Source organism: Mycolicibacterium chubuense (assembly GCF_001044255.1).
GTDB lineage: Bacteria > Actinomycetota > Actinomycetes > Mycobacteriales > Mycobacteriaceae > Mycobacterium > Mycobacterium chubuense.
Map to the genome: position 1 here is coordinate 33,587 of NZ_JYNX01000060.1, position 11,456 is coordinate 45,042.

At 69.9% G+C, this 11,456-nt stretch carries 13 protein-coding genes; 6 read left to right on the forward strand and 7 right to left on the reverse strand.

Annotation, left to right across the window (positions count from 1 at the left end):
* The first annotated feature begins 100 nt into the window (after window positions 1-100).
* Genes MCHUDSM44219_RS20920 through MCHUDSM44219_RS20930 form a run of 3 tightly spaced genes read left to right on the forward strand, consistent with a single transcriptional unit; the run spans window position 101 to window position 1,604 of the window.
* The gene (locus tag MCHUDSM44219_RS20920) at window positions 101-640 is read left to right on the forward strand and encodes an Rv2240c family protein (protein ID WP_174894753.1); all 540 of its coding nucleotides are present in this window, start codon (window positions 101-103) and stop codon (window positions 638-640) included.
* On the forward strand, window positions 637-1,356 hold the full coding sequence (locus tag MCHUDSM44219_RS20925; RefSeq protein ID WP_236695534.1) for a sensor domain-containing protein: 720 nt from the start codon (window positions 637-639) through the stop codon (window positions 1,354-1,356). Before MCHUDSM44219_RS20920 ends, MCHUDSM44219_RS20925 begins: the two co-directional genes overlap by 4 nt.
* Entirely contained in the window at window positions 1,356-1,604 is a 249-nt protein-coding gene (locus MCHUDSM44219_RS20930; RefSeq protein WP_048420173.1) for a hypothetical protein, read from the forward strand. The genes MCHUDSM44219_RS20925 and MCHUDSM44219_RS20930 overlap by 1 nt, the downstream gene beginning before the upstream one ends.
* On the opposite strand, the gene MCHUDSM44219_RS20935 is transcribed toward MCHUDSM44219_RS20930, so the two are convergent.
* Window positions 1,601-2,170, reverse strand: coding sequence for a TetR/AcrR family transcriptional regulator (locus tag MCHUDSM44219_RS20935; RefSeq protein ID WP_048420174.1), 570 nt, complete (start codon window positions 2,168-2,170; stop codon window positions 1,601-1,603). The two genes, MCHUDSM44219_RS20930 and MCHUDSM44219_RS20935, sit on opposite strands and share 4 nt — an antisense overlap.
* Before the next feature lie 53 nt (window positions 2,171-2,223).
* Here MCHUDSM44219_RS20935 and MCHUDSM44219_RS20940 point away from each other — a divergent pair, with 53 nt between their 5' ends.
* Window positions 2,224-2,886: a class I SAM-dependent methyltransferase gene (locus MCHUDSM44219_RS20940; RefSeq protein WP_048420175.1), complete on the forward strand. Its 663-nt coding sequence runs from the start codon at window positions 2,224-2,226 to the stop codon at window positions 2,884-2,886.
* Here the strand turns inward: MCHUDSM44219_RS20940 and MCHUDSM44219_RS20945 are convergent.
* From MCHUDSM44219_RS20945 to MCHUDSM44219_RS20960, 4 genes are all read right to left on the reverse strand, one after another.
* Window positions 2,883-3,947 (reverse strand): MMP endo-(1,4)-3-O-methyl-alpha-D-mannosidase, encoded by a 1,065-nt coding sequence (locus MCHUDSM44219_RS20945; RefSeq protein ID WP_048420176.1) that lies wholly within the window; start codon window positions 3,945-3,947, stop codon window positions 2,883-2,885. The genes MCHUDSM44219_RS20940 and MCHUDSM44219_RS20945 overlap by 4 nt on opposite strands.
* Window positions 3,940-4,665 carry a class I SAM-dependent methyltransferase gene (locus tag MCHUDSM44219_RS20950; RefSeq protein WP_048420177.1) on the reverse strand — a complete coding sequence of 242 codons (726 nt, stop codon included), beginning with the start codon at window positions 4,663-4,665 and terminating at the stop codon, window positions 3,940-3,942. The genes MCHUDSM44219_RS20945 and MCHUDSM44219_RS20950 overlap by 8 nt, the downstream gene beginning before the upstream one ends.
* Window positions 4,659-5,894 carry an MMP alpha-(1->4)-mannosyltransferase gene (locus tag MCHUDSM44219_RS20955; protein ID WP_048420178.1) on the reverse strand — a complete coding sequence of 412 codons (1,236 nt, stop codon included), beginning with the start codon at window positions 5,892-5,894 and terminating at the stop codon, window positions 4,659-4,661. The genes MCHUDSM44219_RS20950 and MCHUDSM44219_RS20955 overlap by 7 nt, the downstream gene beginning before the upstream one ends.
* 162 nt (window positions 5,895-6,056) lie before the next feature.
* On the reverse strand, window positions 6,057-6,512 hold the full coding sequence (locus MCHUDSM44219_RS20960; RefSeq protein ID WP_048420179.1) for a PPOX class F420-dependent oxidoreductase: 456 nt from the start codon (window positions 6,510-6,512) through the stop codon (window positions 6,057-6,059).
* A gap of 47 nt (window positions 6,513-6,559) precedes the next feature.
* Here MCHUDSM44219_RS20960 and MCHUDSM44219_RS20965 point away from each other — a divergent pair, with 47 nt between their 5' ends.
* On the forward strand, window positions 6,560-6,868 hold the full coding sequence (locus tag MCHUDSM44219_RS20965; RefSeq protein ID WP_048420180.1) for a hypothetical protein: 309 nt from the start codon (window positions 6,560-6,562) through the stop codon (window positions 6,866-6,868).
* Between the two features lie 28 nt (window positions 6,869-6,896).
* On the opposite strand, the gene MCHUDSM44219_RS20970 is transcribed toward MCHUDSM44219_RS20965, so the two are convergent.
* A complete protein-coding gene (locus MCHUDSM44219_RS20970; RefSeq protein ID WP_048420181.1) occupies window positions 6,897-7,424 on the reverse strand; it encodes a hypothetical protein in 528 nt (175 codons plus the stop codon).
* 118 nt (window positions 7,425-7,542) lie between these two features.
* Between MCHUDSM44219_RS20970 and MCHUDSM44219_RS20975 the strand changes: the two genes are divergently transcribed.
* Window positions 7,543-8,937 carry an acyl-CoA dehydrogenase family protein gene (locus tag MCHUDSM44219_RS20975; RefSeq protein WP_048420452.1) on the forward strand — a complete coding sequence of 465 codons (1,395 nt, stop codon included), beginning with the start codon at window positions 7,543-7,545 and terminating at the stop codon, window positions 8,935-8,937.
* A gap of 1 nt (window position 8,938) precedes the next feature.
* On the opposite strand, the gene MCHUDSM44219_RS20980 is transcribed toward MCHUDSM44219_RS20975, so the two are convergent.
* A complete protein-coding gene (locus MCHUDSM44219_RS20980) occupies window positions 8,939-11,374 on the reverse strand; it encodes a hypothetical protein (protein WP_048420182.1) in 2,436 nt (811 codons plus the stop codon).
* Window positions 11,375-11,456 lie beyond the last annotated feature (82 nt).

An 11,456-nucleotide genomic window follows, 5' to 3' on the forward strand; every position in this document is an offset into this window, starting at 1 on the left:
CTTCAACGCATTGAGTCCACCGATCGAGTACACGAAAGACATTGGCAACAATGCCTTTCACTGGCGATCATCACGCTGCGATATCGATTGGAGAACGGACATGACAACCGGATATGGCGCGGGCCGCATGCTGGTGGCAGGGTGCGTGTCGACAGTCGCAGCCTTTTTGCTGATTCCGCACGCCTCGGCACAACCCGCTGATACGGTCGCCGATCCGTCGTCGCCCCCGGTCCAGGTCGCCACCCCGGGGAGCAACAACGCCGACCCGGCCGCGGTCGCGGCGTGCGGTCGGTTCGCCGAGGTGCTCGACTCGACCGCGACGTACTACGGCGACTTCGCCGACTCCCTCGAGGCCTTCGCCGCGGTCGACTATTCCGACCCCGCCGTCGAGAGCAGTAACGTTCTGGGGCGCACAGCTTTACGGCAGGGAGCCGGGGTCGCGATGGCGGCCGCCAACGGCCCCGGTGTGCCGCCGGCGGTGGCCGACCCGATGCGTCAGTGGTCCGTCGACGCCACCAAACTCCTGATCAAAATGGGTCTCCGCGGCGGGCGGGACTCATTGAACGCGACCGCCGACGAGCTCAACAACGACGCCGTTGCCACCCAGCAGGCCTGCGCCGCGGCGGGTACCCACGCATGACGCGTGCCCGTCGCCGGCGCGTGGCCGCGCTGTGCGCCGGGTCGGTGTCACTGGCGCTTGTCGCCGCCGGCTGCAGCCAGCCTTCGGCCCCGCAGCCGGCCGCGGCGCACCTCGTCCCGGACTCGGCATTGAACGGACTTCTGTTGGATCCCCGCGATATTCAGTCGGTGATGAGCGGTGCGCCACTGATCGCCGATCCGGTGAACTCGGCGATGGACGACAACCGCAATCTGCTGCCGAACCTCAACTGTCTGGGTGTCTGGCACCCGGGCGAGACGGCCATCTACGGCGCGCCGGACACTCCGGGGGCCTGGAGTTCGGTGCGTCGTCAACTGCTCCGCGCCCCCGGCAACGACCAGTGGCGCTCGTCGGTCGTGCAGTCCGTCACGTCCTACCCGACACAGGACGCAGCGCGCGACTTCCTCGCCCAGTCCGCAGATCGGTGGGCCAGGTGCACCAACCACACGGTCAACATCACGCTCAACGATCAGCGGCTGCCCCGTTGGCGCAGCGGTGAACTCGATGCTGCGCCTGATCGTCTGAGAATGCCGATCAGCCGTACGGCCGGGACGGCGAGCTCGTCGTGCGAGCATGTTGTCTCCCTGCGCACGAATGTGGTCATCGACGTCCTGGCGTGCGCGCCCCGCACCACCGACGTCACCCAGGCGAGCGAGATCGCCGACCGCATCGCGTCGCACGTCCCGACTGCCGAGTAGTGCAGACGACACGCGACGGCGCGGACCACGCCCAGGCCGCGTACTACCTCACGATGCTCGCGATGCGCTGGCAGACACTCGAGACAGAGATCGTCGAACGGTGCAACGAGTTGCGACGGCTCACCCCCGCTGCCCGAAAGGCGGAGCGGGGACGCAACATCCGCCGCCTGATCCGGGTCAAACAGAGCGAGGTGGCCAGGCTGCGAGAGATGTGCGCCGCGCTCGCCCAACGACTGGACGAACGCTAGCCGAGCATCAGGCGCGCCGCCTTCTCGAGTTTCTGCGCGATCTCCTCGTACGTGGCGTACCCCATCCCGGCGCGCACGAGCGCGCCCGAGTACAGCATCTCCAGCGTGTCCACGACCGCCGGATCGGCGTCCGGACCCACGGCGGCCGACAGGCGCTCGCGGATGTCGCGGCCGATGCGCAGCCGCAGCACCTCGACATCCGGATCCTTGCCCAGCAGTGCGGTGGTCACCGCGCCGGCAAACTCCGGCTCATCGGCGACCAGCAGTGAGATGTGGCCGAGCACTTCGATGACCCGGACCGCGGGGTCGCCGGATTGATGCTCGGCGCAGGGCGATCCGGCGAGACGACGCCAGAAGACCTCGGCGACCAGATGCTCCTTGGACGAAAAATAGGTGTACGCCGTCGCGGCGCCCACGCCGGCCTCGGCAGCCACCCGGCGCACGGTCAGTCCCGCGAATCCCTCACGGCTGAGCACGTCGACGGCGGCGCGTCCCAGGCGGTCCACGGTGTCGGCCTGTTTGGCCGTCAGCCTCCGCCGCGTCGACTCCAAGGCCGGATCGGACACATGTCCGGACGCTACTACAACCCGATGCCACCAGCAACGGTAAGTTGGGGGCCATGAACCTTCCGTCGACCGCCGCGGCCCTGTTCGAGCTCGCGGATCGCGTCACCGGCTTCATGCCCGCGGACGAGGGCCGCACCCTCTACGACACCGCGGTGCGCTACCTGGGCGACGGAGTCGCCGTCGAAATCGGTACCTACTGCGGCAAATCCACGGTCATGTTGGGCGCGGCCGCCCAGCAGACCGGCGGACTGCTGTTCACCGTCGATCATCACCACGGCTCGGAGGAACACCAGCCCGGCTGGGAATACCACGACACATCGCTGGTCGATCCCGTCACCGGATTTTTCGACACGCTGCCCACCTTGCGTCACACGCTGGACGCCGCAGGCCTCGACGACCATGTGGTCGCGATCGTCGGCCGGTCGCCGGTCGTGGCGCGTGGGTGGCGAACACCGTTGCGGTTCTTGTTCATCGACGGCGGCCACACCGAGGAGGCGGCCCAACGCGATTTCGCCGGTTGGGCCCCGTGGGTCGAGGTCGGCGGCGCACTGGTGATCCACGATGTGTTCCCCGACCCGGCCGACGGCGGGCAGGCGCCGTTCCACATCTACCAGCGCGCGCTCGAATGCGGCGACTTCCGCGAGGTGCTGTCGACCGGTTCGATGCGGGTGCTCGAAAGGGTCAGCGGGCAGCCGGGAACGCTGGGCGCGTCTTAACGCTCGCTGGTCGCGCACTCACAGTCGTACTCGGCTTCCAGGCCGCGCGGCAGGTCCGCGCCCCGGAAGATCCCGCTGGCCGCCGTGGTCGATGACAGCGCGTCCGCGGCCAGGATCACCGCCGCACCCGTCCACGTGGTGCGTTCCACCGGCCAGCGTTTGTCGTCGGCGTACACCAGGCCCGTCCAATAGGAGCCGTCCTCCTCGCGCAGGTGGTGCATGGCCGCGAACTGTTCGTGGGCACGGGCGCGGTCTCCGATCGCGTCCAACGCCAGCACCAGCTCACAGGTTTCGGCTCCAGTCACCCAGGGACGGTCGTCGACGCACCGGATCCCGAGTCCGGGCACCACGAAGTGGTCCCAGCGCTCGCTGATCCGGGCGTGCGCGCGGGGGCCGCGCAGCGCGCCGCCGAGAACCGGGTAGTACCACTCCATCGACCAACGGTCCTTGGCCACGAAGGCCTCGGGGTGGTCGGCGATGGCATGGCCGAGCCGGCCGACGGCCACCTCCCATTCGGGTTGCGGGTCGCCGACGTGGTCGGCGAGCGCCAGCGCACACCGGATGCTGTGGTAAATGCTCGCACACCCGGTCAGCAGCGCTTCCCCGGTACTTCCGTGTGGGCTTGCGCCCCAGGCGATCTCGCCGGTATTCGACTGCAGGCCGAGGACGAAGTCGATGGCCCGGGAGACGACGGGCCACATCGTGGTCGCGAACGCCCGGTCTCCGGTGACCAGCACGTGATGCCAGACACCGGTGGCGATATAGGCGCAGAAGTTGCTGTCGCTGTTGGCGTCCTCGACGACGCCGTCGCGCAGCTGGATCGGCCACGTGCCGTCCGGTCGCTGCGTGGTGCGCGACCACTCGAACGCCGCCCGCGCCGGCTCGAGCAGGCCGGCCGCCGTCAGCGCCATCGCGTTCTCGACGTGATCCCACGGATCCGTGTGCCCGCCCGCAGACCACGGAATGGCGCCCGAGGATTCCTGCGTTGCGGCAATGGATTCCGCAGTTTGCAGGCACTGCTCGGCCGTGAAGACGCCGGGTACGTGGGGGACCTCAGGCATCGGCCGCGGCGGGCTTCCTGAAGTAGAGCGCCACACTCTTGCCGATCAGCGGGTTGAGCGCCGACTCCGCGGTGCGGGTCAGCCATGGCCGGCTCATCATGTCCCACACCAGCAGCTTGTGGTACGCCGTCACCGCTGGATGACCGTCCTTGTCGGTCCCGACCGCGCACTTGAGCCACCAGTACGGTGCATGCAGTGCGTGGGCATGATGGGTGTGGGTCAACGAAAGACCGTGCGCGAGCACTTTGTCGCGCAGTTCGTCAGCCCGGTAGATCCGGATGTGGCCGCCCTCGTTGGCGTGATACTCGTCCGACAGTGCCCAGCAGATCCTCTCCGGGAGCCAGCGCGGCACCGTGATCGCCAGCGCGCCACCCGGTTTGAGTACCCGCACCAGTTCGGCGATCGCGCGCTCGTCCTCGGGCACGTGCTCGAGGATCTCCGAAGCGATCACGCAGTCGAAAGTGGCGTCGGGGTAGGGCAGATCGAGCGCGTCGCCCTTGACCGCTTCGCCCTTCGCCGAAGACGGCGCCTCACCCTGCTCGGCCATCGCCTGCAGTATCGCGTCGACGTCGTTGAGATCCGCTGCGTTCTGGTCGAATCCGACGACGTCGGCGCCGCGGCGGAACGCCTCGAAGGTGTGCCGGCCGGCTCCGCAGCCGACATCGATGACCTTCGTGCCCGCTCCCACACCGAGACGGTCGAAGTCCACGGTCAGCATGTGGCGACCCTCTTCCGAGCTCGTTCGTACACCGCAACCGTCTGTGCGGCAACAGATTCCCAGCTGAACACCTCGAGTGCGCGTCGCCGCCCGGCCTCCCCGAGCCTGCGCAGCTCCCGCGGTGAGTCGAGCAGCTCACCCAGCACGGCGGTGAGCTCGTCGACGTCGGCCGGGGTGACCAGCCGCGCACATTCGCCGTCGGCGCCCACCACCTCCGGCAGCGCGCCCGCCCGACTGGCCACGATCGGTGTTCCACTGGCCATGGCCTCGACCGCGGGCAACGAGAATCCCTCGTAGAGCGAGGGAATGCAGGCGACATCGGCGGAGGCGAGGAGTTCGGCGAGTTCGGTGTCCGACAGTCCGCTGGAGCTGTGCACGATGTCGGAGATCCCCAGTTCGGCGATGAGCTTCTCGGTCGGGCCGTTGGGTTCCAGCTTGGCGACGAGCTGGAGTTCGAGATCGCGCTCCACACGCAGACGTGCCACCGCGTGGAGGAGATGACTGACTCCCTTGAGGGGCACGTCGGCACTCGCGATCGCGATGATGCGATTGCGCACGCGGTGCTCGGACGGCCCGAACAGCTGGGTGTCCACCCCGAGCGGCACGACGTGGAGCTGGCTCGGGTCGACGGCGAAGTCCTCGGCGATGTCGGCGGCGGACGTGGACGACACGGTCACCAACTCGGGGATCTGCCGGGCCACCTCCTTCTGCATCTCGGCGAACGCGTACCACCGGCGGACCAGGGGCTTGCGCCACCACGTCGCGGCGGCGACGTCGAGCACCCGGTCACGGGTGATCGGGTGGTGCACCGTGGCGACCACCGGGAGGCCCGACGCGGCGATCGTCAGCAGCCCGGTGCCCAGGCACTGGTTGTCGTGGACGACGTCGAAGTCGTCGCGCCTCTCGGCCAGCAGCCGCGCGACGCGCAGGCTGAACGTCTTGGGCTCGGGGAAGCCGGCAGTCCAGGTGGTCAACAGCTCCTGGAGATCGATCGTCGTCTTGATCTCGCTGGGCCGCGGGATCCGGAAGGGATCCGGCTCGCGGTAGAGATCGAGGCTGGGCACCTTCGTCAGCCGTACGCGGGGATCGAGACCGCCGGGATAGGGCTGGCCGGAGAAGACCTCGACGTCGTGGCCCAGTTCGACCAGGCCGCGGCTCAGGTGTCGGACGTAGACGCCCTGCCCTCCGCAGTGGGTCTTGCTCCGATAGGACAGCAAGGCGATACGCATGGTCAGCTCACCTGTCCTGAGCTGGTCGAATCGAGTGACGCACGGAATCCGAACCCCTCCTGGACATGTGTCCAGACTATAGTTTGACGTGCTAGCTGATGCAACGCGTCCGCTAGCTCTGACTACCACAAACGGCGTGGGCCGTCCTGTCCGCCCTCGCGATCAGGGCGGCGGGAAACCGCCGGTGGCGACCGGTCCCCAACGCTGCGGGGTGACCCTGATCAGGCACTTCCCCTGGTCGACCATCGCCTGCCGGTACTCGTCCCAGTTCGGGTGCTCGCCGGCCACCGAGCGGAAGTACTCCACCAGCGGCTCGACCGCGTCGGGCAGATCGATGACCTCGGCGGCGCCGTCGACCTGGACATACGGACCGTTGAACTCGTCGCTGAGCACCACGACGCTGGCGCGGGGCCGGCGCCGGATGTTGGCGGCCTTGGCGCGTTGCGGATAACTGGCCACCACGATGCGCCCCTCGGTGTCCAGACCGCCGGTGACCGGTGAACTCTGCAGCGATCCGTCCGACCGGAACGTCGTCAGCACCATCCGGTGCCGCGGGCGGATGAAGTCGAGCAGTTCCGATGCGGCGACGGCCTCTGCCGTCGCGTACTTGGGGGCCATAGCGCCAGCGTATCGACGTGTCGGTGCCCCCGCGTACGCTCTCGAACATGAGTTCGAATGATGTGTTCGCGGCGCTCGACGCCGCCGACGAGGCCTACCGTGCGCTCGCCGCCCTTCCTGTTCACCGCCTCCGTCCCGTCGATCAGCGCGCCCTGCTGGTGCGGCTCGACACGATGGACAAACACCTGGCCGCCCTGCAGCGCCGCCTGCTGGGCAGCGTGGTCGCCGGACCGCCCCCGGTCGAATTCGCCGGCGCACCGTGGGCGCAGGTGCTGGCCCGCAGGCTGCGCATCTCGGTCGGCGAAGCTCAGCGGCGCATCGCCGAAGCAGGCGGCGAGGAGGCGAGGTCGGCATGACGCTTTGAAGCACTCCTGCGCCGCGGCCTCACAGCAGCGGACCCGGCACCACGAACGCGAACGGCCGCGGGTAGCCGAGGCCGGTCAACCGCGCGCGGCGCACCGCATCGAGTCCGACGGTGCGCACCTCGCCGGAGGTCGGCTCGTAGCTCGCCACGGCATCGCCGCGCACGTCGACGATCAGCACCCAGTGCCGCGGGATGACGGTGCCGATGAGCATGGCCACCGGCCACCCCGCCGACACCGCCGCCAGCACGTCGTCGAGCCGGTCGCGTCGGCCCCGCCACGGCCGCCACCGGTAGCGCCGTCCGCGCGCGGCCGAGTGCACGCTGATCGCGGCGGCCATGCCGGCCGGTGTGGTGCCGAGCGCGCGCGGCCAGGCGCGGTTCGTCATCGCGTGCACCCGGGCCTGTTCGGCGGCGAACCAGGCCCGCCCCTCCGGGCGCGCCAGCGCCGAACCGTAGTCGCGGTCCAGTAGCGCACCCGCCATCACCGCGACGGACGGGCCGCACGTCACGCCGTCCCGCTGGGTCAGCGCCAGCGCCGAGATCTTCATGCGCGGTCGTCGCCTCCTCGGTGGATTTCGGTGCGACGTTGGGTACTCGGGACTCTAGGCCGAACGAAGGAGTGGTGGTGCGCATGTGCGGGATGCCGACGCCGACGGAGGATCCGACATGAGCTTCGACATCACACCCACCGCCGCGCAGCACGACCTGGCAAGGCGCACACACGAGTTCGCCGAGCAGGCTATCCGGCCGGTGGCCGCGGATTACGACCAGCGCCAGGAGTTCCCCTGGCCGGTGCTCGAGGAGGCCGCCGAGCGCGGCTTCTACAGCCCGCTGTTCTACCGCGATCTGATCGGCGATCCGACGGGACTGTCCCTGCCGATGTTCATGGAGGAACTGTTCTGGGGCTGCGCCGGGATCGGGCTGGCGGTGGTGATGCCGGCGCTCGCGCTCTCGGCGATCGGGCAGGCCGCCTCCCCCGAGCAGATGCTGCAGTGGGCGCCGGAATGCTTCGGCACGCCGGGCGATCTCAAGCTCGCCGCCCTGGCGATCTCCGAACCGGAGGGCGGCAGCGACGTCCGCAACCTGCGCACCACCGCGCGCCGCGACGGCTCGGGACCCGACGCCGACTGGATCATCGACGGCCACAAGATGTGGATCGGCAACGGCGGCATCGCCAACGTGCACGTGGTCAACGCCGTCGTCGACCAGGAACTGGGCCACAAGGGCCAGGCATTGTTCATCGTGCCGGGCGGCACGCCCGGCCTCGACATGGTGCGCAAGCTCGACAAGATGGGCTGCCGTGCCTCCCATACCGCCGAACTGAAGTTCACCGGAGTCCGCGTGCCGGCGGAGAACCTGCTCGGCGGACAGGAGAAGCTGGAGTACAAGCTGGCCCGCGCCCGTGAAGCCGTCGAGGGCGCCCGGCACTCCGGCTCGGCCACGCTGGGCACGTTCGAGCAGACCCGGCCGATGGTCGCTGCCCAGGCCCTCGGAATCGCCAGAGCCGCACTGGAATACGCCACCGAGTACGCCAACCGCCGCGAAGCGTTCGGTGCGCCGATCATCGACAACCAGGGCATCGCGTTCCCCCTGGCCGACCTCGCCACCGGACTGGACGCCGCACGCCTGCTGACGTGGCGGGCGTCGTGGATGGCCGCCACCGGGGTGCCGTTCGAGCGGGGCGAAGGCTCGATGTCCAAGCTCGCCGCCAGTGAACTCGCGGTCCGCACCACCGAGCGCGCCATCCAGACGATGGGCGGCTGGGGCTACGTCAAAGACCATCCGGTCGAGAAGTGGTACCGAGATGCCAAGCTGTACACCATCTTCGAGGGCACCAGCGAGATCCAGCGGATCGTCATCTCCAACGCGCTGGGCGCCGCCGACGGCAAGCCGCCGCTGCACGTCGACCTCGAACCGACCGGCGGCCCGCTCAACCGGATGTTCGGTCGGGGCACCCCGGCACGCACCCAGGTCGGAAACACCGCACTGGCGATGAAGGACCGGGTGCCCGCACCGGTGATGCAGATGGCGATGAAGGTGCTCCGCCCGCCGAGGAAGTGAGTCACATCGCCTGGTTCACCGGCGGGGCGACAGCGCCCGCGTCCACAGCCTCGTCGACGACGACGGACTGCAACACCGCGACGGCCAACCGGTATTCGACGCGGTCCCAGAACCCCGAGTGGCCGCACACCGCGCCGTCCGGATCGACGGCGAAATCACCGTGCTCCGGGTCTCGCTGCCCCACGTCGAGGATCCGGCAGTCCACCGTCGTCAATGCCACGCTCAGGTCCGGTGAGGACGGCCCCTGCACGAACACCGGGCCGGGGTCGAACACCCAGCTGCCGATCGGATCGGTCAGCGCCCACAGGTTGATCCACCGCGGCTCCGGGCTGGCGAGCTGGCGCCGCAGCTCGCCCATCGCCATGGCGCCGAAATACGCCGGGAAGTTGCGCGCATAGAGGCGGCGCAGCGGCGCGCCGAACGTCAGCAGCGGATAGCGCTCGTCGTCGCGGGTGCACTGCATCAAGGTCGCCGCGGCGATCACGGTGCCCTGACTGTGCGCGACGAGCACCACCCGGGTGGGCTCCGGCTGATGCACCAGCGCGGCCATCCGGGTGCGCAGGTCCCAGACCGTGCGGCCGCCGTAGGACGGCGGCGTCAGCGGATGCGTGGCCCGCGGCCAGAACGTGATGACGTCCCACAGGATCGCGACCGCGCGGCGGATCTGCCGGTTCCGGGAGGCCTGCACCACCAGCACCGCCAACCCGACCACCAGGGCGATCGGCACGAACATCGCGATGAACGAGACCCCGCCGGAGAGATACCTGGCCCCGGTGAAGCGGTGCAGATCGGGAAAGAACAGGACCGCCATCACGACGAGGATCACGAAGGCGAGTGTCACCAGCCCGGCGATCAGCGCCGGGCCCGCGTCGGTCAACGACGCCGCCGCCCGAGCACGCCTGACGGCCTCCAGGACCCGCCGTGGCGCCGCCGCCTCCACCGGCGTCTGCGGAGGCGTCCCCGTCGCCGCGCGCCAAGCCCGCACCACGGCGACGACCGCCGCGAGAAGCACCAACAGCGTCGCCACCGATGCCCACACATAGGGCGGCGGGACGATCAGCGGTGCCCGCATGGTCACCGCGTGCACCTTCTCCGCGAAGTTCTCGGCGGCGTTGGCCAGCGTCGCCGTCCGCTTCACCATCGCCTCGGCCGCGTCCGCGGTCGAGATCCGCACCGTGCCGAGCGCCAGCGCCGTCGACAGCCCGACACCGACGCTGACCCCGCCGCCGATCAACCAGCCGAGCAGCGCCACGAACGCAGCGGTGAAGCCCCGCAGCGTCATGCCGTAACCCGGTGCCGGCGCCGATCGGTCGCCCCCGCGCATCGACAGCGCGCACCCGACGAACACCCCGGCCAGCAGGACCACCTGCACGGCGAGCAGCGCGTAGATCGACCCCCGCAGCCCGGGCAGGAAGTCGGGCAGCCGGTGCGCCGGGACGTCGCTGCCCAGCCCGAGCCAGGCCAGCGACAGGGCGAGCAGGATCAGCGCGACCCACCGCAGTCGCATCAGCACGGCGTGCAGCCGGCCGCCGATGCCGTCACCGCCGCGGCCGGTGGCCCGGTTCCACGCGGTCGCCGCCACGGCCATGGCCAGCACCCCGAGGTTGACGCCCAGCAGCACCGCGCTGACGTCGCGGGCACGGCTCGGATCCCCGTCGGCGACCGGGGCCGCCAGCACCAGCGCCGCCAGCGCCGCCGCCCACGCGGTCACATGGCACGCGCGCATCCGCGCCACCGAGTCGTCGTGGTTCCAGAAGGTGGTGTGGGCCAGGGGTGAGCGTTCGCCGACCGACACCACCGCGGCGGGCGGCGGACACGCTGCGGTGAACTCGGCGTCGCAGTCCGGGCCGTCGTACGGCATCGCCTGCCCGGCCTCCTGCCGGCCGAGCAGCCACAGCGCCACGATCACCGCCGCCAGTGGCAGCGCCCCCACCGCGAGCCGGCCCCCTGGCGGTAGGCCGCCCAGCCACTCGAGGGGCAGCCATCCGGAACGGCAGTAGTCGACGCTCGCGCACTGCCACAGCGCGATGTCCAGGACAGCGACGGCCATTGCCAGCAACAACGTCAGGGTGAACGACAGGGCGAGCAGGCGCAGCAGCGCCACCACCACCGTTGCGGGCCGGCGGTGCCGCGCGGGCGGCAGCATCCAGTGCGCGAGGTTGATCAGGGAGAAGGGTAGGAACAGCAGCCACAGCGCCCGGCTCGCGCGCCGCGACGTCAGCCCGCCCCACGAGTAGGCCTCCATCCGCCGGCGCCAGCCGTCGGCCGACGGTGGGCTGATCGCATCATCGATCCAGGTCGCGCGGCGGAAGAAGGCGGCGTCGGAGTCTCCGCTGACCTGGTCGAGGAACTCGGTGGGACAGTTCAGCATCACCTCGGGCGGGGTGCCGGACACCCCGTGCACCCGCAGTTCGACGACGGTCTTGCCCCCGGTCATCCCCCCATCGTGACGCCCGCGGGGCCGAAATGCGGGCGTCGCCGAAAAAACCCGGTACCCCTGGTTTCACCTTGAACGGTTC